Below are 23,953 nucleotides of genomic sequence, written 5' to 3' on the forward strand. Positions count from 1 at the left end.
CTCAACCACCTTCTTTCGAGCGTCGCACGTAACCCCCGAAAGAGCGCTCCACGAGGCCTCGGAGTTCCAAGGACCCGAGAGCGGCGGCCACGTCCTGTGGCGCAAGCCCCGTCTCGTGTACTATACCATCGGCGGAAGTTGGTGAGAAGCCCAGCGCCTCAAGCACCCTCTTCTCCGCGACCGGGAGACACGCGCCCCCCGTCGCTCCTTGACGTCCCAGGCGAGACGGGTCTATCCCAAGCTCGTCAAGGATGTCATCCATGCCTTCCACCAGCCTAGCGCCGTCTTTGATGAGGCGGTGGGTCCCGCGCGAAAGTGGATTCGCGATGTCTCCCGGAACCGCGAAGACCTCACGCCCCTGGTCGGCTGCGAACCTCGCCGTGATGAGGGCTCCGCTGCGCTCGCCGGCTTCCACCACAACGACGCCTAGGGCAAGCCCGCTTATGATCCTGTTCCGCGCCGGGAAGTTCTGCCCGAACGGACGGGTGCCTAGAGAGCGTTCGCTCACGAGAGCCCCATTTCCTGCAATCTCATCCGCGAGTTTTGCGTTCTCCGGCGGATAGGCCACGTCCACCCCGCACCCGAGCACAGCTAGGGTGCGCCCACCCCGCTGGAGAGCGCCGCGGTGTGCTTCAGAGTCGACGCCCCGCGCCATTCCCGAGACCACCGTGAAGCCGGCCCCCGCAGCCTCGCCCGCGAGGTGACGGGCAACGCGGCGCCCGTATGTCGTTCCCCGTCTCGATCCCACGACAGCCAGGGAGAGCTCGTCGCACGGCAGGATCGCCCCCCTGACATACAGGACGGGCGGGGGATAGTCGATCGTGCGAAGGCGCTCCGGGTACTCCGGGTCGAGGAGGGTGAGTATGGTCACCCCGAGCTTCGATGCCTTGGTCAGCTCCTCGGTCAGGAGCTTGCCGTCGCGCACCGCCGCGATCCTCTCGGCGGTCACGGGACCGATCCCGCCAACGTCGCGCAGTGCGCTCCCGCTCGCATGCAGGGAGTCGCGGGCCGACCCGAAGCGCTCCATGAGAGCGGCCATCTTCATGCCTCCTATTGTGCCAACGAGGTTGAGGGCTATCATGGCCTCCCGCTCGTCCACGGTCCGTAGCACCCCATTCTCAAGAACCGCTGAGATGTCAAGTGTATTCCGGTCGCCCCTGACCTGGAGATGGGCAGGAGCGACCGGGTGCGTCGCCATACCCCGTCAAAGCGAAGGCTCTGTAGCTCAAGGCCTCGCTTATATGTGCCTCCTGCACGAGGTCGCTACCATCGAGGTCCGCGACGGTCCTCGCAACCTTAAGTACCCTGGCGTACGCCCGCGCCGAAAGCCCCAGCCTCGCGCTAGCCGCATACAGAAGGGTCCGGCCTTCCCTGGACGCGACACAGAACTCCCGAATCTCCGCGGGCCTCATCTCGGCGTTGGTGCGAGTGACCCGCCCCGCGAACCTGTGTTCCTGCAGCGACCTTGCATTCGTTACCCTCGCCCGTATCTCGGCTGAGCTTTCGCCGACTCTCGTCTTCGCGATGTCGTTCATGTCCACTTTGCCCACGTGGATGTGAATGTCGATTCTGTCGAGGAGGGGAGCCGAAAGCCGCGCGAGATATCTCCGCACCTCGGCTGGGGTGCACGTACATGCGCCCGAGCCAGGTCCCCGCCCGCAGGGACACGGGTTCATCGCCCCCACCAACATGAACCGCGCAGGAAAGGTCGCGGTCCCACCCGCCCTGGACACGGTGACGAACCCGTCCTCCAAGGGTTGCCTCAGCGCCTCCAGCGCCTGCCCCTGGAATTCGGGAAGTTCGTCGAGGAAAAGGACCCCGCGGTGGGCGAGGGAGATTTCGCCGGGCCTCGGCGCGCGCCCCCCACCGATGAGGCCCGCCAGGGATATGTTGTGATGAGGATCCCTGAAGGGCCGTTCCGATACGACGCTGGCACCGGCGGGCAACACGCCCGCAGCGCTGTGGATCCTCGTCACCTCCAACGCCTCATCCCACGTCAGAGGGGGCAGCACCGAGGGCAGCCTCCGGGCAAGCATGGTTTTGCCAGCCCCAGGCGGACCCACCATGAGCACGTTGTGCCCGCCAGCCGCGGCTACTTCGAGAGCCCGCAACGCATGGTCCTGCCCCACGACGTCCGCGAAGTCGAGACCGTCCCGGGCAGTCCCCCAATCAGTTGCACCAAACGCCTCAGATCTGGTCCTCGCAATGCACGCCGCCCCTGACAAATGCCTTGCAGCCTCGAGGAGCGTGCCAACTCCGTAAACCTCGAGACCGTCCACGAGGGCGGCTTCCCCCGCGTTTGCCCGCGCGACCATCATGCTCGTGAACCCGGCGGACCTCGCAGCGAATGCGATTGAGAGCACGCCGGATATTCTCCTCACCTCTCCATCCAACGAGAGCTCCCCTACGGACACGCAACGTTCCACGGCTGACGCCGGAACCACGCCGGTCGCGGCCAGAACGCCCAAGGCTATCGGGAGGTCGAAGCATGCCCCTTCCTTGCGGATCATCGCGGGCGCCAGGTTGACGGTGATCCTCTGCAGGGGGAACTCAAACCCCGAGTTCCTAAGGGCGGCCCTCACGCGCTCACGCGACTCGCGAATGGCTGCGTCGGGCAGTCCAACTACTTCGAACGCCGGCAGCCCCCCGGACACGTCCACCTCAACGTACACGGGGTATCCCTCCACCCCCAAGAGCGCCCCGCTTGGGACCTTTGCCAGCACCCCTCATCACCTCCCGCACTCGAAGGCGCCCCTCACCAGCGACACTCTCGGAGCACCTTGTCGTGGCACGTCTATGGCCACCACGTCGAATCTGCACTCAGCGCCTTCCAGCCCACGGTGGGTGATGTAAGCAAGCGCGGTTCTCGCTATTCGCCGCTGCTTTACGCGGGTGACCTGCTCTGCCGCCGCACCAAACCGGCCACCCTGCCGTCTTGTCTTGACCTCAACGAAGACCAGCGTCTCTCCATCGAGTGCCACGATGTCGATCTCGCCCGCCCTCGACCTGTAATTCCGCTCGAGCACTTTGAAACCGATGGATTCCAGGTACATGGCGGCAATATTCTCTCCCTGGGCTCCTAAGTCGTGGGCATTCTTCGTCACAGAGAGCACTCTCCTGTCATGGCTTCCCAGGAATGTGTTCTCCATTAGCGTGGGTTTTCCTGCCATCAATGGAAATATACGTAAGACACGACCCTACAGCCCGAGGTCAGGGCCGAGGCTCGTCTGGTGCGGGAGGATCTTTCTGAGGAAGGTCTTTCTATGCAGTGGACACGGCCCGTATTTCAGTATGGCTTCCACGTGCTCTCGAGTGCAGTATCCCTTATGAGACCTGATGTGATACTGAGGATACTCGGCGTCCCAGACATCGCACATTCTATCCCTTGTCACTTTGGCGATGATCGATGCCGCGGCGATCGCATGACACAGCGCGTCTCCGTGTACAATGGCGCCCTGCGGGATGGAGACAGGCACCACCTCGGCGTCCACCAGAAGATAGTCCGGCGTAACGCTGAGGTTCTCAACGGCCTGCTTCATTGCGAGCCTGGCGGCCTGCTTCACGTTCACCCGATCCACGGTTTCCGCGTCCGCGACCCCGACCCCGACCGCGAGAGCTCTGTCCATGATCACGTCGTACAGCGCCTCGCGTCTCCTCGGAGATATGGCCTTGGAGTCGCGGACCCCATCCAGCGCGGTGCCGGGGCTGAACACGACGGCCGCTGCGACCACAGAGCCGACGAGAGCCCCACGACCGGCCTCGTCTATCCCTGCCACGGCCACGTAACCCCGGCTCCAAAGCTCACGCTCACGACTGAGGAGGTCGCCGGCCACCCCGCCAGGCTGCCCGAACGCACGACGGGCTGCCCTCATCCCCCGTCACCGCCCACCGGCGCCTTGTCGAGCGTCACCCTTCCGAAGAACCCCTTCCGGAAATCCGACAGCACCACGGCGCCCGCGCGTGCGAGATCCACGACCCCTCCCGGCCCGAGGCATCCGCGCTTGCTGCCCACTAGCTCTAGAAGCTCGCGGCCGCCCAGTGCCCTCACGTCCTCGGCTTTCAAGCGAGACGCCAGAGAGCCTGGGACCTTTTCCTTGAGCGTGTCCAGAAGCCGCTCGGCCACGTCGGCCGGGTCGAAGCTCTCATCGCTGATGGCGCCGGTCGCGGCGAGCTTGAACATGGCGGTAGGGTCCTCGGCGCGTGGCCAGAGGACCCCAGGAGTATCGAGAAGCTCTATGCCCCTTCCCACGGTTATCCACTGACGCCCCCTGGTGATGCCGGGGCGCGCTCCGGTCTTCGCGGACCTTCGACCAGCTATCCTGTTCACAAGCGATGACTTCCCCACGTTGGGGATGCCCACCACCATGGCCCTGACAGCGCGCATCTTCCGCCCCTTCGACGCCAGCCTCAGCATTATCTGGCCGGCCACCGAAGAGCAGGCCTCCACGACAGCCTCGACGCCTTCGCCGGTCTCAGCATTCACCGCATAGCAAAACGGCTCGCGGGAGCGCAAGGCAGCGAGCCATTTGCCGGTTTCCACCGGATCCGCCAGGTCCTCCTTCGCCAGCACAACCACCCGAGCCCGCTCTCCGACGATCCACGAGATCTCGGGGTTCCTGCTGGTACTGGGGATCCTCGCGTCCAGGACCTCTATGACCACATCAATGCCCGCCAGGTTTCGCTTGATGGCTTGCCTGGCCTTAGACATGTGACCCGGGAACCACGACAGCATCATTTCGCACTGACCCCGGCCCAAGGCTCGGGCCTCCGCACGAGCCCGATCTCTCTGGGCGGCCACCACGTCACGAAAGCCTTCCCCACGATGTTGGCTCTAGGGACAAAGCCCACATCAGGGAAGCGGGAGTCATCGCTGTTGTTCCGGTTGTCTCCCAGCACGAAGTAGTGGCCTTCGGGCACGACCTCCGGGCCAAACATGCCGTATGTGAGATCCATAGTATAGTCTTCCTCAAGGACTTGCCCGTTCAAGATGACATGGCCATCCCGTATCTCCACCACGTCACCTGGCACGCCTATCACGCGCTTGATGAACTTGCGCTTCGGGTTGGCGGGGTACCTGAACACCACCACGTCGCCCCTCTGGGGCTCCCCGAACCGGTACACCAGCTTGTTCACGAGCAGCCTCTCGCGGTTGTGAAGGCTCGGTTCCATGCTCGAGCCCTCGACTACGAAGGACTGAGCAATGAAGGTTATGATGAACGCCGCGAGGACGATAGCGATGGCGAACGCCTGAACGTACTCGAGGATCTCCGCCTTCACCTCCGGCGAGAGCAGCGGCCTCGCCACGGGCGCCTCCGGCTGGTACGACGCCAGACCTGAGCACGGTTCAGCAGACACGGCTGACCCGGACGCCCCATCGAAGCAACCGCAGCCCCCAGCACCCCCGGACCCGTCGCCCGCCTCGCCGTGAGACGGGAGATCGCCCATGTCCGCCTCGCCAACCCCCTGCTCGGCACACGCCACATCGTCCGGGTGCTCGGCCCCGGCCGCGGCGCGCCCGTCTACGGCGCGTAGGCCGTCTCCGGCATCACAGCTCTCTGCGAGCTGCGGCGTGCCCCCGGGTGGTGGTGCATCAGAGCACGGCCCGCGCCCCGCATCTGCGCCCTCGGCAGCCGGCGGAGAGCCGTTCGCGGCCTTCTCCTCTATGCGGCCGTTCTCGGATGTCACTTTTTGCCCGCCTCTTTTACTCTGGCAGCCTTGCCCACACGCTCTCTGAGGTAGTAGAGCTTGGCGCGTCGAACCTTGCCTTCGCGCACGACCTCGATCTTGCCAAGCCTCGGCGAGTGAAGTGGGAACGTTCTCTCGACACCTATGCCTGCGGACACCTTGCGCACTGTGAAGGTCTCCCGGATGCCGCTGCCCTTGCGTGCAATCACTACGCCTTCAAACACCTGGATCCTTTCTCTGCCGCCCTCGATGACCTTTACGTGGACCCTCACGGTATCGCCGGGTCGAAACTGGGGGATATCGTCGCGCATCTGCTCGCGCTCGATAACATCTATGATGCTCATTTCCAGGGATCCTCCCTCCAGAGTGGACGCGCAAGGCGGTGTGCTGCCTGCGTTCGTTCAACAACGAGGATTATACCATACGGCTCGAGCCGGGTTCAACATCGGGCTTCGCGGTGCTCATGGTGCCCGAGCCCCTCTCCCGCCTTACCTCATCGAGGAGTCGCAGGTCCTCCGCGGTCAAGCTCGCCTTGGCGAGAAGGTCCGGACGCCTCTCGAGGGTCCTGGCAAGCGCCTGTTTTCGCCTCCAGAGCCTCACCTTCTCATGGTCGCCCGACACGAGAACCTCCGGCACGGCCATCCCTCTGAACTCGCGAGGCCTCGTGTATTGAGGGTAGTCGAGAAGCCCGCTCGTAAACGACTCGGCCGCCACAGACTCCTCATCGAGCGCACCCGGGATGAGCCTCGTCACCGCGTCAATGACGACCATCGCGGGCAGTTCGCCTCCGGTCAGAACGTAATCCCCGATGGAGATCTCCTCATCGACGAGAGCCTCCCTCACCCGCTCGTCAACGCCCTCATAGTGCCCGCATATGATGACGATGTGCCGCTCCCGCGCGAGCCGGGCCGCCGTGTCCTGCGTAAACACGGTCCCCTGGGGGCTCATCAGGATCACAAGGCCCGGCTCGGGCACCTGGCCCATAACGTGCTCGACCGCCGCGAAGATCGGCTCCGGCTTCATCACCATGCCGGCGCCTCCTCCGAAAGGGTAGTCATCCGTGACCCTGTGCTTGTCCCGGGTGAACTCCCGTATGTCGTGCACGTGGATCTCCACGAGCCCGCGTTCCCGGGCCCGCGCCACAATGCTCTCGGACAGCGGACCCGAGAACATCCCCGGGAAGATCGTAAGCACATCGACCCTCAACACCAGCCACCTACTCCAAGCCGGGAATGAGCTCGACGGTCATCTCCCCGCGCTCGAGATCTATGTTTTTCACAAACTCCCGCACCGCGGGGACAAGGACGACCCTGCCTCGGCGCCGGCACCGGGACGGCTTCTCCACCTCGTACACATCATTTGCCACCCCGCGAATCACGCGCGTCACCTTTCCGAGATAGCGGCCGTCCGTGGTCACCACGTCGAGCCCTTCGATCTCATGGAAGTAGTAGCGCCCGGGCCCGAGCGGCACAAGCTCCGACCGTGGTACCTCCAGAATGGCGCCGCGGAGCTTCTCCGCGGCCTCTATCGAGTCGACCCCCGCGAACTTGACGACCACAAAGCCCCTGTGCGGGCGCGCCCGCTCGACCTCCAGGGTCGCAACCTCGCGGCCCTTGCGCACCCGAAGCCGCAGAGGCGGCTTGAACCGGTCCGGGAAATCAGTGAGCGGCAGCGCCCTGACCTCTCCTCGAAGCCCATGGGGAGCGGTCACCTCGGCTACCGCAATGAAGTCAATGTCCATCTCGCCCGAATTATCTCCTGGAGTCGCGATCGTGCGGGCGCGCAAAACCAGGCTACACGATCTCCACCGTGACTCTCTTGCCCTGCCGCGCGCCCACCGACCTTACGACCGTCCTCATGGCCTTGGCGGTCCTACCCGCCTTCCCAATGAGCTTGCCCTTCTCTTCCGGGCCGCACGATACCTCGTACACGGTGTACCCGTCCGCGCTTGGGACGTCCTCCACCCTCACCGAATCTGGGTCATCCACCAGACTCTTCGCAATGAACTCAACGAGCTCTTTCATACGGCATTCGCCTCACCGGACGCGGTCTGCCCCGCCACAGCAACACCCGCCCTCGCGAGCAGGGCTTTCGCGGAATCCGTCGGCAGGGCCCCTTTCTTCAGCCACTCGCTGGCCTTTTCGCGGTCGATGTGGATCGTCTCGGGGTTCGTCCGGGGGTTGTAGTACCCAAGGATCTCGATAAACCGGCCGTCCCGCGGGTAGCGGCTGTCAGCAACGACGATCCTGTAAGAAGCCTGCTTCTTCGCGCCGGTCCTCATGAGCCTTATCCTTACTGCCAAACGTGTCACCTCCCACTGTGTGGTCGTCTGTGGCCATCTATTTGACAAACGGGAACGCACCTTTTCGCATAGCGCGACGGGCAGCTTTGTCGGTGCCCCCGAATTGCCGAAGCATCTCCCTGACTTGCTCGAACTGACGCAGCACGCTGTTCACGTCCTGGATCCGCGTGCCGCTTCCCCGCGCGATCCTCTTGCGCCGACTGCCGTCGATGATCGCTGGGTTCCTTCGTTCCTCAACGGTCATGGAATTCACTATGGCCTCAACCCGTTTGATCTGGCCCTCGTCAACCTTGAGGTCTGACAGTCCCCGCACCCGGCCCAGCCCGGGGATCATCGATAGTATCTCATCAAGAGGGCCGATCTTCCGCATCTGACGAAGCTGATCGGCGAAATCCTCGAGGGTGAAGTCGTTGGTCCTGATCTTTTCAGCCAGCTTGCGGGCTTTCGTCTCGTCGTACGCAGCCTCCGCTTTCTCGATGAGGCTGAGCACGTCACCCATGCCAAGTATGCGCGACGCCATTCTGTCAGGATGAAACGGCTCAAGCGATTCTATCTTTTCACCGACACCCACGAACTTTATGGGCTTCCCTGTCACAGCCCGGGCGGACAGCGCCGCACCGCCGCGCGCGTCTCCGTCGAGCTTAGTAAGGATGATCCCTGACAGGCCCAGGCGGTCGTTGAATGCGCTCGCGACGTTCACGGCATCCTGGCCGGTCATGGCGTCGACCACCAGCAGCACCTCAGACGGGCTCACCTCGCCCTTCATCCGGGCGAGCTCGTCCATGAGCTCGTCGTCGATGTGAAGCCTGCCGGCGGTGTCGATGATGACCACGTCCCGACCGATGGCCACCGCACGCGCAACCCCCTGCTTCGCTACGCGTACTGCGTCGTCCCCCTCACGAGTTGCGACCACATCCACTCCGATCTTCTCGCCAAGCACCTGCAGCTGGCGAATGGCGGCTGGACGCCTCGTGTCGGACGCGACCAGAAGCGGGTGCTTACCCTGCTTCTTGAGGAGGTTCGCAAGTTTGGCCGCGGTCGTGGTCTTGCCGGAACCTTGCAGCCCAACGAGCATGATGACGGTCGGAGGCTTGGAGCTGTACTGGATCTTGCTCTCCTGCCCTCCCATCAGCTCCGTGAGCTCGGAGTTCACGATCTTGATGACCTGCTGGCCGGGGGTGATGCTCTCCATTACCTCCTGGCCGCGAGCCCGCTCGCGCACCCTCGCGATGAAATCGCGGACAACCTTGAAGTTGACGTCGGCCTCGAGAAGGGCTATGCGCACGTCGCGCAGGGCCTCGTCCACGTCGCGGTCGCTGAGCTTCCCTTTGCCGCGCAGTCTGCGGAACGTCTCTTGCAGCCCCGCTGTCAGATTCTCAAACACGAGACCCCACCTCCTCTCGACTCACGCAAGTAGTATACACTGCGCCACTACCGGAGTCAATTCGCGGGCTGCCAGGTTTCGCCGGCCGCCGCGTAGATCGCCATGGAGCCACCGAACTCCCAGGCGTTATACCGGCTCGGCCCGGTTGAAGTCCGCCGAGCCGCCGGTGCATTCCGAAGATCGAGGCGCGCCCGCATACGCAGCGCCAGCGCTCACACGGAGAACAAGGCCTCCGCAAACTCTGTCGGGTTGAAATCGCGCAGGTCGTCCGCGCCCTCCCCGATGCCCACGAGCTTCACAGGGATACCGAGCTCCTCCCGGATCGCCAGCACGACCCCACCCTTGGCGGTGCCATCCAGCTTTGTGAGGACGATCCCCGTTACCTCGACCGCATCCTTGAACGTTCGTGCCTGGGCAATCGCGTTCTGTCCAGCCGTGGCATCGAGCACCAATAGCACTTCGTGGGGCGCTCCCGGTATCTCCCTCGCGACGACCCTGCGGATCTTCTTCAGCTCCTCCATTAGGTTGACTCGCGTGTGGAGCCTCCCCGCAGTGTCGAGGATGACGTACTCGGCCTTGCGCGCCTTTGCCGCCTGACACGCATCGTAGGCCACAGCACCGGGATCGCCTCCTTCCTCGTGCCTTATCACGTCGACGCCGGCCCTCTTCCCCCATATCTCAAGCTGGTCTATGGCGGCGGCCCTGAAGGTGTCGGCGGCACCCAGGATCACTCTCGCCCCTTGATTACAGAACCTGTAACCCAGCTTTCCAACGGTCGTGGTCTTTCCGGTGCCGTTCACGCCGACCACCATGATGACGCTCGTTCCCGCCTCGGCCTTCCTAAGCGGCTCTTCAGGCCCCAGCATCTCAAGGACTTCCTCCTTGAGATACCCCATGAGCTCCTTGGCGTCCGCCGCCCCGCGGCCTCGGGTCGCGCCCACTCTTTCCTCGAGTCCTCGCAGGAGCCGCTCCGTGGCCTTCACTCCCACGTCCGCCTGAAGGAGAATGGCCTCGAGCTCCTCAAAGAACTCCTGGTCGAGGGCGGCCTTCCTGCCGAAGAGCGACTCCATCTTGAGCACCAACCCGTCCCTTGTCCGGGCGAGCCCCTCCTTGAGCCGCGCGAACGCTCCCTTCGCCCCTCCGGCCCCGCCTTTGTCGGCACCGGTGCCGCCGCCGCCAGCGCCAGGCAGAGTGCCGCCCGCAGCGGGCTGCTCCGATACATCGCGACTTCCCGGCCCATCCTTCCCGAATAGTCTCTTCACGAACACGCCAATGCCACCTGTCTCACCCATGTCCCAGAGTCACGCCCTTCTCACAACTCAGCAGGTCACGCGGTCTCCTCCCGGCGCGCGGCCTGACTCGCCTCCCCTATCTTAACAGAGATGATCTTCGATACGCCCGACTCTTCCATCGTGACACCGTAGAGCGCGTCCGCCGCCTCCATGGTGCCCTTCCTGTGAGTCACCACTATGAACTGGCCCTTCGAGGCGGCTTCCTGCAATACCTCAGTAAACCTACTGACATTTGCCTCGTCGAGCGCGGCGTCGACCTCGTCGAGGACACAGAACGGGCTCGGCCTCACCTCGAGCAGAGCAAACACGAGGGCCGTTGCCGCGAGCGCCCTCTCTCCTGCCGACAGCAGGCTAAGGCTCTGAAGCCTCTTGCCCGGGGGCTCCACGACGATCTCGATCCCCGGGCTGGATCCGGCCCGTTCCGCCACCACGAGATCGGCTCTGCCACCACCGAAGAGCCGCGCGAATTTCCTTCCGAAGGCAGCCCTTATGGCCCCGAGGGTCTCGCGGAAACACCTCTCGCTCTCCCGGTCCGCGCCTTCGATGACCTCAGCAAGAAAGAGCCGTGCCCTCACGACGTCGTCGAGGCCGGATGCGAGCTCGGCACGCCGCGCCCTGAGCGACTCGTACACATCAATGACGCGCGGGTCAACAGGCCCCAAGGCCTCGATCTGCAGCCTGAGCGACCTCGCCCGCGCCGACGCCTGGGCTGCGTCCGGTATCTCCCTCGCCCGCGCCCTCGCCTCGTCGATGGTCAGACGATGTGTGCGCGCGAGCTCCTCCTCTATGTGATTTGTCCTCTCTGCAAGCCCCGCCTCTTCTGCTGTCAAGGAAGCCCTAGCCTTTTGAAGGTCCTCAACCTCTCCCTGACACAGCCGTAGTCTGGCCTCTTTCTGAGCTACCCTCCGGATGAGCTCACGCCTGGCCTCCTTGGCTGATTCGAGAGCGCGATCCACCTCGGCCTTCTCGCGACTCAGCGCGTCGAGTTCGCCACGAGCCGCAGCCACGTCCCCGGCGGCCGACCTCGACCCTTCCGCGATTCGGGCAAGCTCGGCTTCTCTGGCATCGATCTCGATGGCAAGCTCCCGCCCTCGAGCCTCGATGGCTTCCAACTGCTCCCGAAGCCCCGTGGCCTCCTGCGTGAGCGAGGCCATTCGCACCCGCAGGTTAGTGATTCCCTCACCGATCTCCTGCCGTCGCCCCGTGATCTCCCGGATGTCCCTGGCGAGCGCTGCCTGGGCATCTGAGAGGTCGCGCCCCGCGGCCTCGAGATGCGCGCGTTTGTCTTCAAGTTGCCTCCGCAGCTCACCCCGGGATGGATCGTCCCCTCCCCCGGCGTCGACTTCCTCGCTTAACAGCCTCGCCTTTGCCCGCGCCCTCTCAGCATCTCGCGCGGCTTGCAAGTGCGTGGCCTCGCACCTCGCCAAGTCCAGCTCGAGCCCCTGCTTTCTCGATCGTGCCTTCTGGAGCGCGGTCTCAAGACGTGACACCTCTTCCTGGGCGGACGCCACGGCGAGCTCGGCCTTGTCGCTGGCCGCGTCGAGCGCGGCAAGGCTTTCCTCAAGCTCGGCCAACCGACGCCTGAGCGACAACGGCGTCTCCCGCTGCCCTTCGCGGCGGCTGCCGCCCGAGATCGCTCCGCCGGGCAAGACCAGGTCTCCGTCGAGCGTCACCACTTTGAGACGCGTTTCCGTGGCACGCGCCACCTGAACCGCGACGTCCAGGTCCTCCACAACCAACGTGCGCCCGAGGAGGTGCTCCACCGCCGTCCTCACACGCTCGTCACACCGCACGAGCGCCGACGCCTGCCCTATGACTCCGACCATGGACAGGACCGCCTTCTCAGTCTTCCCAAGCTCGCCAGGCCTTACGAGGTCAAGAGGGAGGAATGTGGCTCTCCCCAGGCCCCGTTTCTTAAGATACTGAACGGCCGCCCTGGCGTGCTCGTCTCCCTCAACGATAACGTCGGAGAGAGCTTGTCCTAGCGCCGACTCTATAGCACGCTCGTGTTCCTTGGGCACGGCAATGCACTCGGCCACCGCCCCGACCACCCCGGCCAGCTCGCCCCGGCGCGCGGCCGCGAGCACCGCTCGAGCGCCATGAGGATACCAGTCGCCGGCCGAGGCAACCCTCCTCAGCGCGTCAGCCTGCAGCGAGATCTCGCGCGCTCGTGCCTGCACCTCTTGGCGCTCCGCCGTTAGCCTCTTCAGAAGGTCCCTAGACGCACTCAACTTGCGCTCAAGGTCCTGTATCTCAGAGGAGGCCGCACGGACCTCGCCCGCGAGCTCTTGCTGCCTACGCGCCTCGCGTGCCGCGAGCTCCTCCGCGGCCCGGAGCTCGGCAAGCGCGGCATCGAGCTCGCGCTTCTGCCGCTCAAGCTGCCGGGCGTGGGCAGCATCCTCAAGGGCTATCTTCGCCAATTCGTTCTTGACCTCGGCGGTAGCGGACAGCAGCTCGATGATGTCCGCTTTAACCTTCTCGGCGGCCTCCTGGCAGAGCCGCTGTCTCTCGGCCAGCGCCGCGTCCTCCGCCTCGAGCGCCTCGAGCTCCTGAGACGCAGCGGCGAGCTCCGAGGAGATCTGGGCGAGCCTTGCGGACTTAGCGACCTTCTCGTCGGCCCACGCCGCCTGCCTGTTCCTATCCTTCTCGATGCTCTCCAACAACGCCTGGGCCTGCGCGGCCTGCGTCTTTTCACGTTCCTGGGCGAGGGAGATCTTGCCCTCGACCTTCTTCATCTCGGCGCCAAGAGAAGCCGATCGCTCCTGCAGCAGATCGCGCTCTTCCTCGATCGAGGCAAGGGCCTCCCTCTCGCGCGAGAGTTCAGCCGAGAGCGACTCTCGTAAGCCTCCCTCAGCCCCCAGCTTCTCGTCGATGTCAGAGATCGCTTTGTTGAGCTCCGATCTCTTCGCCGCCACGGCATCGAATTCCCGGACCGCAAGGCTCACCTCAAGCTCTTCGAGTTCCCGGCTGCACTCCCGGAACCTCTTTGCCTCGTCGGCCTTAGCCTCGAGCGGCTCGATCTGTCTTACGACCTCGCCCAGCACGTCGCGGAGACGCGCGATGTGACCCTCCACGACTGCGAGCCGCCTCGCGGCCTCAACTCGCCGGGCCTTGTACCTATGTGTGCCGGCCGCCTCTTCGAAGAAAGCCCTGCGCTCGTCGGAGCTCGCGCCCAGGATGGCATCGATCTTGCCTTGCTCTATTACAGAGTAACCTTCCCTGCCTGCCCCAGTGTCCATGAACAGGCTCTGGATGTCCCTCAAACGGCAAGGGACGCCGCAAATGGCGAACTCGCTCTCGCCGGACCGGTACGCGCGTCTCGTCACCGAGACCTCCATGAACTCCAAGGGAAGCTCTCCATCGGCGTTATCGAAAACAAGCGTCACCTCGGCAAAGCCCAGGGGTTTCCTCCCCCCTGAACCTGCGAAGATGACGTCTTCCATCCGCGTCCCACGGAGTATGCGCGCGCTTTGCTCTCCGAGAACCCATCTGATGGCGTCCGCGAGGTTGCTCTTGCCGCTCCCGTTCGGTCCGACAATGGCGGTCACGCCTGGCGAGAATTCGAGCTCAGTCCTGTCAGCGAAGGACTTGAACCCGTAAAGCTCCATCCTCTTAAGGTACAAGCCACATCCTCCCTGGGCCGGTCTCCCCGTCCCGTCACGCCTTGTCCTGAGTAAACCGCCACGAGTTCGAAGTTCGCGCTACTTTTCAGCGCGCAAGTCTTGGCCGCGGTTGCCGGCCTTGCCCTTGGGGGACGGCGCGCTTGCGGCGCGCCTCCTTCGAATTCGGCGCGCAAGACAGCCGAATTCCCCACGCCCCGTCGTGCAGGCACCGGCAACCCTGCCGCCGTCAAGACAAGAAAGGAGACGAAAACCTATGGCGCCATGCTTAGATGAACGCGGCTCGTGCGTCGCTTTCGCCGACCCGAATCGACACCGCTCGCCCCGTCTTGCACTGGTATTGTATCATAGCCCCAGCCAAAAGAGAATCATCCAGGAAAAGGCGTGATCCGACAGCCCGGCGCAAGCCTCACATGCACTTCCATGCACAGGTCGCGTCGCTTGCGCACCTTCTCGGGGATCTCGGGATGGACCAGGGACCCGTACCTATGGAGGAGACGCCGCAGCTTGGTCTTGACCCGGGTACGCGCGTTGTCCACAGACTTTGCGTCGAGCCCCATCGCCCTTCCAATCTCCCCAGTGGTGTACCCACGCAAAAGCAGCGCGGTGACTGCGTACTCCAGCATGGACAGGTGGCTCCGCAGCACCTGGTCCACGCGGGCGCTCGCCCACTCGTTCTCGACGACAGCCTCCGGGTCGATGTAGTCGCCGGCCAGGACGTCCATGATGGTCCTGGTCTCCTCCCTGTCCACGTACGAGTACAGCGATATCGCCTGGTTCAGGGCCCTTTGCTTGCTGCTGGTCTGACGCCGAAGGCTGTTGTATATCTTCCTCACGATGCACAGGTAGGCGAAGGAGCTGAACTTCACCCCGGGTTTGCCGGGATCGTACTGGCGGATGGCGTCGAGCAGGCCCAGAAGCCCGTCTTGAATGAGGTCCTCGAACTCCGTTCCGGGCAGGCCCGGTGCCGTGGTCCGCACTATGTGCTTCACCATGGGCACGTACTTCCGTATGAGGTCGTCCCGCGCCGTCTCCTGCCCCGACCTTGTCCGCCTCAGAAGTTCGAGGTCAAGCTCCTGGTTGGCGTCGGACATACCTCATCCCCCTCGACACGCCTTCTGCGCACCCGCTAAATATATACTGCTGGCCAAGGGGGAATATGATCTCTCAATGGGACAGGTCGCCCAAGGGCGTGGGTCAAGTCCTCGGAAGCCGCAAGCCCTTTCTTTTCACGTGGGCCGACACGAGCGGACGAAGCCACCGGGCATGTCAGGTCCGCTCCGAGCAGCAAAAAACAGCCCGGGCGCGGCCCTGCCGCGACCGCGGACTGCGGGACGTCCACCATCCGTTATGAAGGAATCAATGAATGCGTGAGAACACGCCGCGCCAGCATCACCTGGGCTCCACGATGAACTTTATGGCCGTCCTTTCCTCCCCATCTATTTGGATCTCGGCGAAAGCTGGAATGGTCACAAGGTCGATCCCGTTCGGCGCAACAAATCCTCGCGTGATAGCAATTGCCTTGACAGCCTGGTTCACGGCTCCCGCCCCGACCGCCTGAACCTCCGCGGACCCCCTTTCCCTGAGCACCGCGGCAAGGGCGCCTGCCACCGACTTGGGCTTTGATTGCGCTGACACCTTTAGTACCTCCACGCCTTCTACCTCCCGTTCCCAGGTTTTGGATGATGCGCTTCTTGCCATATGTATATTCAACGTGTTACCAGAAGATCCTCCGTTGGGCGTAATTTCTCGCTATTTCGGTATAACCGGTCGAACGCGTGGCCTTCTCGGCTCATACAGCCGGGGCATGAAGGGCGGGGGCTCGCCCTTCGCCTCCCTGATCGCCTCGCTCTTCCACACCAGCAGCCTCCGGTTGATCGCGTCCATGGTCGCCCGAGCCACAGCGTCCGTCTCATAGGTCCGCACGGGGGCGGTGCCTATGAGCCTCTCCTCTCCTTGCATGCCTACGGCGCTGATAGACACGAGCACCACATCCTGGTCGAGCATCTTGACGACCCTCACCTCACCGGCTGAGAGCATGCTCCGGGTTCGGAGAAACGCCTCCACCGCCGCGATGGTCGCCTGGGCCACCACTTGGTATTGGCCGTACCTCGTGGCGGGCCCCACAGCCGTGCCCGTGTACACCTTCCCTTGGAGCCCCAGCTCAACGATGGAGTCGGCAGTGTTCTTGTCGAGGTTGAGGTACACGCGCTCGATCTTGAGCCTGTGGCCCATGAGCGCCTCGAGCTCCATCTGGGGCATGTCCTTGAACACGCACACCCCTATGCGCCTGTGGTCTATCTTCAAGCCCCATTTCGCATAGAGCACCGTCTCTATATCCCGCACAAGCTCCTGGGGAGAGCGGAGCTCGACCGACGTACAGTGGACCTCGGTTATCATACGCTTGCCGTCCACTATGACGCGCACGGCGTTTAAGCCCGGTATCTGCGAAAGCACCTCGTTTACATCCTCGATGTCGACATCCTCGGGCACTATATCGTTGTAAGGTATTTTGCGCCATTCTGGCCCGAGCTCATGCCAGGCCATGCGGCGGCGCGGTATTCGTCTCTCCCTAGTCTCGCCGCGCGTGTCAGTCACAAGCTTCCCCTCCCTCGGCACGTGCGTTCTCGGCCGCTGGCAGCATACCCATCCGGACGAGCGCGTCCGCTGCAGCGGCTTGTTCGGCCATTTTCTTCGTCTTGCCGCTTCCCCGGCCCACGGGCCCCCCGCCAAGCCTTACCTCAACTGTGAAGGTCTTGTCGTGGTCAGGCCCCTCCTCGCGCACGACTTCGTACTCGGGAATAGATTTCTCCCTTTTCTGAAAGAACTCCTGCAAGATAGCCTTGTAATTTCGCGTCTCGCGCCCGTTCGCACCGCGGTCGGGCTCGCTCCCCGGGCGCAGCTCCCGCACCACAAGACGCCTCGCGGCCTCCAATCCCTGGTCAAGGAAAACCGCACCAAGGACGGCTTCGAATGCGTCCGCAAGCACTGAGGGCAAACGCCGACCACCGGTGGCCTCAAGGCTCCGACCCACGCGCAGGAAGTCTGCGATCCCGAGCCGGTCTGCGGCCTCAGCGAGCGACCTCTCGCTCACCGCCCGTCCGAGCATGTCTGAGAGTTCGCCCTCGGACGCGCCCGGATGCGTGACATATAGATGCCAGGCGGTCACAAGCTTGAGCACGGCATCACCGAGAAACTCCAACCGCTCGTTGCTTGCGAGAGGATCAACCCCCTCGCATGAGCTGTGCGTCAGCGCCTGCACGAGAAGGCGCAGGTCCTTGAAGTGAATGTCAAGGAGCTTCTCCAGTCTCGCCGTCTTGTCGTCCGACCGCGCGCCGTCCGCCGCGTGTCCCCGTTCGTCGCACGCGTCCCTCCCGGGCTTAAGTCCCCCCATGATGGTTCACCCTCTTCGTTTGAGAAAAAGGGAGGCCAGAGCGTCTCCGGCCTCCCCCGCTTCTTCCCCTTGTGCGCCCGCGCGCCCACGACGCGCGGCGTGCCGCGGCCACTTAAGCGTCGCAGCGCTTGAGGACTATGACGCCGTTGTGACCTCCGAACCCGAACGCGTTGGACATCGCCACGTCCACGTCCGCCTTGCGCGCGACGTTCGGCACATAGTCGAGATCGCACTCGGGGTCCGGCTCCTCGTAGTTGATCGTTGGAGGAATGACCCCAATGGAGATGGCGAAAACGCACGCCGCCGCGCCAACGCCCCCGGCCGCACCGAGGAGATGTCCGGTCATGGACTTGGTGGAGCTTATCGGGACTTTCCCAGCCTTCTCGCCGAACAACCTCTTTATCGCGAGCGTCTCGCACTTGTCGTTGAGGGGCGTGGAAGTCCCGTGCGCGTTGATGTAATCCACGTCAGCGGGGCGGAGCCCCGCGTCGTCCAGCGCTCTCTGCATCGCAAGCAGCGGGCCCTCTCCAGTGGGATCCGGCTCCACTATGTGGTGCGCGTCGTCGCTCGCTCCATAGCCCGCAACCTCGGCGTACAGAGGCGCACCACGTCTCTGGGCGTGGTCCAGGCTCTCGAGAACTAGGACCACGCTGCCCTCCCCCATCACGAAACCATCTCGGCCCTTGTCAAACGGCCGGCACGCCCTTTGCGGCTCGTCGTTCCTACGCGACATGGCCCTCAGGGCGCAGAACCCGGCGAATCCTGCCGGCGTGATGGCCGCCTCCGCACCGCCTGCGAGCACCACGTCGGCGTCGCCCCTTTGGATCGTGCGGAAGGCCTCGCCTATCGCGTGCGTGGCAGCTGCGCAAGCCGTTGTTACCGTGATATTGGGCCCCCTGGCGCCCGTCAATATGGCCACCTGACCAGAGGCCATATTGGGGATCATCATCGGGATGAAGAACGGGCTCACCCTTCTCGGCCCCTCAGCCCGGAGCATTCCCACCTGCTCCTCGAATACCTCCAGGCCCCCGATGCCACACCCCATCACGACCCCCACCCTGTCGCGGTCCACCGCATCCAGGGCAAGGCCGGCGTCAGCCAGCGCCATCCGCGAGGCCGCCACCGCGAACTGGGCGAATCTTGCCAGCCTGTGCGCCTCGCGATCTGTCATGTAGTCCGTCGCAACGAAGTCGCGCACCTCGCCCGCCATCTGCGTCCTAAAAGGAGACGGATCGAACCTCGTGACCCTTCCTATGCCGTTTCTCGAACTCCTCAGCCCTTCGAAGAAGGCGTCCTTACCCACCCCGATGGGGGTGACGGCGCCGAGGCCGGTCACCACCACTCGCGCTCTCATTCCCTCACCCCACACTACACGCCGCCTGGCGGCCCTCCCTCACGAAAGCGCACGCTGGGTGCATGCGCTCACTCCTCGTCAGCCACCCTCTCGAGGATGAAGTCAACGATGTCCTGGACCGTCGTGTCTTCGGCGATCTCCACATCAAGGGTCCCGAGGTCGAATTCGCGGTCGAGCTCGTCGCCGATGCTCATCCTCGTTGCAGAGTCAGCGTACAGATCGTTCATCGTGGCGTCCCAGGTCACAAGCGATTCGTCAACCTTAGCCTCACGAACGATTATCCTCTTGACCTTCTCAAAGATCTCCTCCGCTTTCGGACTTGCTTCGCCCATTTCATTCACCTCCAATGGATCATGCTTCGAACGGCTCTCAGGCCGCCCGCTACATAGCCATGCCCCCGTCAACGCAGAGGACTTGGCCGGTTATGTAGCCTGCTTCATCGGACGCAAGGAAAACGCACGCAGCCGCCACCTCATCAGCCGTGCCAAGGCGTCCGAGCGGAACGCCCGCGAGCAGCTTCGCCTTGACGTCCTCCTTCAGCGAAGTGGTCATTCCCGCATCGATGAGCCCCGGAGCGACGGCGTTCACCGTCACGCCCCGCACCGCGAGCTCGCGGGCTGCGGCCTTGGTAAGCCCGATGACGCCGGCCTTGGCGGCAGAGTAGTTGGCCTGGCCGGCGTTGCCCATCACGCCCGCGACGGATGAGATGTTTATTATCCTTCCGGACCGCTGACGGAACATCCTCCTGCCGACCGCCCGCGTGAAGTTGAAGACCCCCCGAAGGTTTACGCGGAGCACGTCGTCCCACTCCTCGTCCGTCATCCGGATGAGGAAGTTGTCCCGACGTATCCCGGCGTTGTTCACCAGGACGTCCACACGGGAGAAGCGCTCCCAGACGCGGTCGCAGACTTGCTCCACGGCCTCGGGGGACGACACATCGCACGCGAGGACCATGGCCTGCCTGCCCATGCCCTCAACCTTGCGGGCCGCCTCCTCGGCCAAGGCTAGGTTACGGCCAGCAACGAGCGCCACATCTGCGCCCTCGCGAGCAAACGCCTGGGCACACGCCTGTCCAATTCCGCCGGACGCCCCGGTCACAAGCGCGACTTTCCCCGCCAGCCTCATCTTACAGAACCTCCTTGAGGAATTCAAGCGTGTCTTCCAGAGGAGTGGAAGCCTCCGCCGCGAACACAGCGGCCTCTGGCACGATGCGCCTCACCAGGCCGGTGAGAGTCCTGCCCGGGCCCACCTCAACGAACGCTCTCACGCCCGCCTCCCACATGAACCTCACCGACTCTTCCCAAAGCACCGGCGAGCAGATCTGCCGGGCGAGCATCGCCTTGAGCTCCGCGACGCTCGACAAGGGCCTGCCCGTTACGTTGCCCACCACAGGCACGACCGGCGCGCGCATCGCCACCTTCTGGAGCTCTGGCTCGAAGGCCGACGCCGCGGGGGCCATCAGTCTGGAGTGGAAGGGCCCGCTCACATTCAGCGGAATGACCCGCCGCGCACCCGCTTCGCCGCAGAGCTCACCCGCCCTTTTCACCGCCGCGGCATCGCCCGAGATCACTATCTGGTCCGGCGAGTTGAAGTTTGCAGGCTGGACTTCGCCCACCCCCGTCAGGCGCGCTTGCCGGCAGCACTCCTCGACCGCGCTTCGTTCAAGCCCTATCACAGCGGCCATCGCACCGACGCCCGGCGGCACCGCTTTCTGCATTAGGTCACCGCGCACCCTCACGAGACGCAGTGCGTCCGCGAACCCGATGACGTCCGCGCTGACGAGCGCGGAGTACTCCCCGAGGCTGTGACCAGCGACGAAGTCCGGCCGCGCGCCCATCGCCTTCAGGGCCTCGAACGTCGCCACGCTCACGGCCAGCACGGCAGGTTGGGTGTTCCTCGTAAGGGCCAGGTCCTCAGGCGAACCCTGGAAACAGAGCTCCGACAGGGAAAACCCCAGGGCCTCGTCGGCCTCCTCAAACACGCGGCGAGCCTCAGCGTACCGTGATACGAGGTCCCGGCCCATGCCGGGATACTGTGCCCCCTGACCTGGAAAAATGAAGGCCACTTTACCCACGAAACTCATCCTTGCACCAACGGAGTATGGCTGCGCCCCACGTGAGGCCCGCGCCGAAAGCGACCAAGAGCACGCGGTCTCCGGTCCTGAGCCTCCCTGCCCTCGATGCCTCGTCGAGCGCTATCGGAATGGATGCGGCAGAAGTGTTCCCGAACCTCGCCACGTTGGAGTACACTTTTTCGGGAGCGCCGAGCCGCTCGGCCGCGAGGTCCAGGAGCCTCTGGTTCGCCTGGTGAGGGATCACTAAATCGATGTCGTCCTCGGCGAGCCCGGCTTTCGCCAGCACCTCTCGGGTGGCATCGACCATTATCCTCACGGCGAACCTGTACACCTGGTTCCCTTGCATGTGAATGTAGTGAAGGCCCCGGTCCACCGTGTCGTGAGAAGCGGGATGAGCCGATCCCCCGCCCGGCAGCGTGAGCAAGTCGCCCCGAGTGCCGTCCGCCCCAAGGATGGAGACCATCACGCCGTCGTCGCCGTGCTCGAGCGGTCTTACGAGCACGGCACCCGCCCCGTCTCCAAAAAGCACGCACGTGTTGCGGTCCTTCCAATTCACGATCCTCGAGAGCGTCTCGGCCCCGATGACCAGCACGTTGTCGTACATTCCCGCCGCGATAAGGCTGTGCGCGACGGAAAGCGCGTACACAAACCCGCTGCAGCCCGCACCTATGTCAAACGCGGCAGCCTTGGACGCGCCTATCTTCCCCTGCACGTTGCAGGCGCACGACGGGAAGGGCATGTCAGGAGTGACAGTCGCCGTGATGATGAGGTCCACGTCTTCCGCAGACATCCCCGCGTCCTCCAGCGCGAGCTGGGCCGCCCGAGCAGCGAGGTCGGACGTGGTCTCTCCCTCGCGCGCGATCCGCCTTTCCCTGATGCCCGTGCGCTCCACTATCCATTCGTTGCTGGTATCAACCATCTTCTCGAGATCGTAGTTGCTGAGGATGCCTTCGGGAACAGCAGCACCGGTTCCAGCGATGCCGGCCCCGCGAAGGACCCGCGCGTTACCTCCCACTCTCACCGTCTCCCCCTTCATATGCCTTCGCCTCAAGCATCCGCGCGATGGAGCTCACAACCCCCCCGTCGCACGCCAGCTTCGCAGCACGTATCGCGTTCATGATCGCCTTGGCCTTGGACCGCCCGTGGGCGATGACGGTCACACCGTTGACGCCCAGGAGCATGGCGCCCCCATACTCCGAGTAATCCATGCGCGTCGCGAGGGCCTTCAACGCTGGGCGGGCGAGCAACGCTCCGACCTTGTACACGGGACTCTTGGCTATGGAGTCCTTGAGCATGCTCACGATGGCCTCCCCAACCCCCTCCGCCAGCTTGAGCACGACGTTCCCTGTGAACCCGTCGGTCACGACCACATCGGCCTTCCCGAAGGGGATGTCCTTCCCCTCAATGTTGCCGATGAAATTCAAGCCTGCCTTGCGAAGGAGTGCGTGAGCGGCGATGACGACCTCCGTGCCCTTGCTTTCCTCTTCGCCATTGCTCAGTAGGGCGATCCTCGGCTGCGGCCTGCCCATGACGCTCGCTGCGTAGGCGGCCCCCATCTGCGCAAAGGTCACAAGATGATGGGGCCTGCACTCGGAATTGGCCCCCGCATCGACGAGCAGGCAATACCCAGTCGTTGTGGGGAACACGGTGGCTATAGCTGGCCGGTCCACACCGCGGATTCGCTTTTGCCTCATGAGCGCCGCGATCATCGCGGCTCCCGTGTTGCCGGCGGACACCATCGCGCTGGCTTCACCCCTGGCCGCGAGGTCCGCAGCCACTATGACGGACGCGTCGCGCATCCTCCTGAGCGCTTCCACGGGATGGTGCTCGTCCATGGGGATGACCCCTCCAGCGTGAACCACCGAGACATCAAGCCCCTGCGCACCGCCGAGGGCCGAGAGCCTCTCCTCTATCTTTTCTTTGTCACCGACGAGCATCACACCCACGCCGAGCTCCTTCGCCGCCATCAGCGCACCTGCGACCGTTTCCGCCGGAGCGAAGTCGCCCCCCATGGCATCAAGGGCGATCCTCATGCGCGCCTCCCTCCCCGACCTCGACTCTGTCCCCAGCCGGCGAGGGGTCCAAGGCGAACACCACGAACTCCCCCTTGAACACGTCCTCGCCTCCGACCTGGGACACCACGTTCACGCGATACCTCCGGCCACTGCGTTCAGTGACCTTTGCCGTTGCCACAAGCCTGTCGCCCGCTCTCACGGGCTTTAGGAACTTCACGGTCGCAGACCCCGTGACCGCCACCTCGGCGTCAACGAGCGCGACCGCAAGCGAGTTCGCCTGCGCAAAGATGTGATGCCCCCTCACGATGCCGCTCCGCTTGAACGCCATCTCAGCCGTGGGCTCGAGGATGGACACGCCCTCCTGCCCAAGCGCAACCCGAACGAGGTCCCCTATGACCTCCCCCGTCATCACAGACCGCACCTTTTTCGTGGCTTCCTCAGCCACCCTCCTGGTACGCTCCCGGGATTCCGGGATCCCGAGCTCCAACCTATCAAGCCGGATGGTCTGGACGCTTACGCCCAACCTTGCCGCAAGCTCCCGGTCAGTGACAAACGGGTCCGACTCGAGCAGTTCTCGAAGACGGCTATGGCGTTCAGGTTTGGACATGCTAGGAGCCAACGTGCGATCGCTCCTTGCTAGACACCGCTGGAGGCCGTCCACGTCAGCGGGCTCCCTCGCACGAGCCGCAGATAGGAAACAGTGCGGGCCGAACGTAAGGAAACCTAGACATAACGACGCCTCCGGCTCGTTCTTATGACCTCGTATTAGTATCTGCTGCTAACTCAGTATACACCGGCGGCGCGGTGTTTGCAAGCTCACGCGGACCAGGACC

The 23,953-nt window shown here is 64.1% G+C and carries 25 protein-coding genes; all 25 read right to left on the reverse strand.

Annotation, left to right across the window (positions count from 1 at the left end; translation table 11 throughout):
- Position 1: 1 nt before the first annotated feature.
- The 25 genes from dprA to fapR all read right to left on the reverse strand — a co-directional run bounded on the left by dprA (position 2) and on the right by fapR (position 23,739).
- Positions 2-1,081 carry a DNA-protecting protein DprA gene (dprA, locus tag GX515_03085; GenBank protein ID HHY32000.1) on the reverse strand — a complete coding sequence of 360 codons (1,080 nt, stop codon included), beginning with the start codon at positions 1,079-1,081 and terminating at the stop codon, positions 2-4.
- Positions 1,082-1,136: 55 nt separating this feature from the next.
- Positions 1,137-2,723 carry a YifB family Mg chelatase-like AAA ATPase gene (locus tag GX515_03090; protein ID HHY32001.1) on the reverse strand — a complete coding sequence of 529 codons (1,587 nt, stop codon included), beginning with the start codon at positions 2,721-2,723 and terminating at the stop codon, positions 1,137-1,139.
- A gap of 6 nt (positions 2,724-2,729) precedes the next feature.
- Positions 2,730-3,149 (reverse strand): YraN family protein, encoded by a 420-nt coding sequence (locus tag GX515_03095; protein HHY32002.1) that lies wholly within the window; start codon positions 3,147-3,149, stop codon positions 2,730-2,732.
- Positions 3,150-3,197: 48 nt separating this feature from the next.
- Positions 3,198-3,872, reverse strand: a complete 675-nt coding sequence (locus tag GX515_03100; protein ID HHY32003.1) for a ribonuclease HII — start codon at positions 3,870-3,872, stop codon at positions 3,198-3,200.
- Positions 3,869-4,735: a ribosome biogenesis GTPase YlqF gene (ylqF, locus tag GX515_03105; GenBank protein ID HHY32004.1), complete on the reverse strand. Its 867-nt coding sequence runs from the start codon at positions 4,733-4,735 to the stop codon at positions 3,869-3,871. Before ylqF ends, GX515_03100 begins: the two co-directional genes overlap by 4 nt.
- Positions 4,732-5,445 (reverse strand): signal peptidase I, encoded by a 714-nt coding sequence (gene lepB / locus GX515_03110; protein HHY32005.1) that lies wholly within the window; start codon positions 5,443-5,445, stop codon positions 4,732-4,734. The genes ylqF and lepB overlap by 4 nt, the downstream gene beginning before the upstream one ends.
- 236 nt (positions 5,446-5,681) lie before the next feature.
- Positions 5,682-6,029, reverse strand: coding sequence for a 50S ribosomal protein L19 (rplS, locus tag GX515_03115; GenBank protein ID HHY32006.1), 348 nt, complete (start codon positions 6,027-6,029; stop codon positions 5,682-5,684).
- Between the two features lie 70 nt (positions 6,030-6,099).
- Positions 6,100-6,894 (reverse strand): tRNA (guanosine(37)-N1)-methyltransferase TrmD, encoded by a 795-nt coding sequence (gene trmD / locus GX515_03120; protein HHY32007.1) that lies wholly within the window; start codon positions 6,892-6,894, stop codon positions 6,100-6,102.
- Positions 6,895-6,901: 7 nt separating this feature from the next.
- On the reverse strand, positions 6,902-7,426 hold the full coding sequence (rimM, locus tag GX515_03125; protein HHY32008.1) for a 16S rRNA processing protein RimM: 525 nt from the start codon (positions 7,424-7,426) through the stop codon (positions 6,902-6,904).
- Positions 7,427-7,478: 52 nt separating this feature from the next.
- Positions 7,479-7,709 (reverse strand): KH domain-containing protein, encoded by a 231-nt coding sequence (locus GX515_03130; GenBank protein HHY32009.1) that lies wholly within the window; start codon positions 7,707-7,709, stop codon positions 7,479-7,481.
- A complete protein-coding gene (gene rpsP, locus GX515_03135) occupies positions 7,706-7,987 on the reverse strand; it encodes a 30S ribosomal protein S16 (GenBank protein HHY32010.1) in 282 nt (93 codons plus the stop codon). Before rpsP ends, GX515_03130 begins: the two co-directional genes overlap by 4 nt.
- Before the next feature lie 37 nt (positions 7,988-8,024).
- The gene (gene ffh / locus GX515_03140) at positions 8,025-9,371 is read right to left on the reverse strand and encodes a signal recognition particle protein (GenBank protein HHY32011.1); all 1,347 of its coding nucleotides are present in this window, start codon (positions 9,369-9,371) and stop codon (positions 8,025-8,027) included.
- Positions 9,372-9,583: 212 nt separating this feature from the next.
- Entirely contained in the window at positions 9,584-10,663 is a 1,080-nt protein-coding gene (gene ftsY / locus GX515_03145) for a signal recognition particle-docking protein FtsY (GenBank protein ID HHY32012.1), read from the reverse strand.
- 35 nt (positions 10,664-10,698) lie between these two features.
- Positions 10,699-14,286: a chromosome segregation protein SMC gene (gene smc, locus GX515_03150; GenBank protein HHY32013.1), complete on the reverse strand. Its 3,588-nt coding sequence runs from the start codon at positions 14,284-14,286 to the stop codon at positions 10,699-10,701.
- A gap of 365 nt (positions 14,287-14,651) precedes the next feature.
- Complete coding sequence (locus GX515_03155; protein HHY32014.1) at positions 14,652-15,377, reverse strand: sigma-70 family RNA polymerase sigma factor; 726 nt, start codon at positions 15,375-15,377, stop codon at positions 14,652-14,654.
- 298 nt (positions 15,378-15,675) lie between these two features.
- On the reverse strand, positions 15,676-15,936 hold the full coding sequence (locus GX515_03160; protein ID HHY32015.1) for a stage V sporulation protein S: 261 nt from the start codon (positions 15,934-15,936) through the stop codon (positions 15,676-15,678).
- Between the two features lie 99 nt (positions 15,937-16,035).
- The gene (locus GX515_03165) at positions 16,036-16,881 is read right to left on the reverse strand and encodes a hypothetical protein (protein HHY32016.1); all 846 of its coding nucleotides are present in this window, start codon (positions 16,879-16,881) and stop codon (positions 16,036-16,038) included.
- A complete protein-coding gene (rnc, locus tag GX515_03170; protein HHY32017.1) occupies positions 16,874-17,677 on the reverse strand; it encodes a ribonuclease III in 804 nt (267 codons plus the stop codon). The genes GX515_03165 and rnc overlap by 8 nt, the downstream gene beginning before the upstream one ends.
- A 112-nt stretch (positions 17,678-17,789) precedes the next feature.
- Positions 17,790-19,031 carry a beta-ketoacyl-ACP synthase II gene (fabF, locus tag GX515_03175; GenBank protein HHY32018.1) on the reverse strand — a complete coding sequence of 414 codons (1,242 nt, stop codon included), beginning with the start codon at positions 19,029-19,031 and terminating at the stop codon, positions 17,790-17,792.
- A 68-nt stretch (positions 19,032-19,099) separates the two neighbouring features.
- Positions 19,100-19,363 carry an acyl carrier protein gene (locus GX515_03180; GenBank protein HHY32019.1) on the reverse strand — a complete coding sequence of 88 codons (264 nt, stop codon included), beginning with the start codon at positions 19,361-19,363 and terminating at the stop codon, positions 19,100-19,102.
- Positions 19,364-19,412: 49 nt separating this feature from the next.
- Positions 19,413-20,156, reverse strand: coding sequence for a 3-oxoacyl-[acyl-carrier-protein] reductase (fabG, locus tag GX515_03185; protein HHY32020.1), 744 nt, complete (start codon positions 20,154-20,156; stop codon positions 19,413-19,415).
- Between the two features lies 1 nt (position 20,157).
- Positions 20,158-21,105 carry an ACP S-malonyltransferase gene (gene fabD, locus GX515_03190; GenBank protein ID HHY32021.1) on the reverse strand — a complete coding sequence of 316 codons (948 nt, stop codon included), beginning with the start codon at positions 21,103-21,105 and terminating at the stop codon, positions 20,158-20,160.
- The gene (locus tag GX515_03195; protein ID HHY32022.1) at positions 21,098-22,141 is read right to left on the reverse strand and encodes a ketoacyl-ACP synthase III; all 1,044 of its coding nucleotides are present in this window, start codon (positions 22,139-22,141) and stop codon (positions 21,098-21,100) included. Before GX515_03195 ends, fabD begins: the two co-directional genes overlap by 8 nt.
- Positions 22,110-23,138, reverse strand: coding sequence for a phosphate acyltransferase PlsX (plsX, locus tag GX515_03200; protein HHY32023.1), 1,029 nt, complete (start codon positions 23,136-23,138; stop codon positions 22,110-22,112). Before plsX ends, GX515_03195 begins: the two co-directional genes overlap by 32 nt.
- Positions 23,122-23,739, reverse strand: a complete 618-nt coding sequence (fapR, locus tag GX515_03205) for a transcription factor FapR (protein HHY32024.1) — start codon at positions 23,737-23,739, stop codon at positions 23,122-23,124. The genes plsX and fapR overlap by 17 nt, the downstream gene beginning before the upstream one ends.
- Positions 23,740-23,953: the final 214 nt, after the last annotated feature.

This window comes from Bacillota bacterium (genome assembly GCA_012842395.1).
GTDB lineage: Bacteria > Bacillota > SHA-98 > UBA4971 > UBA4971 > UBA6256.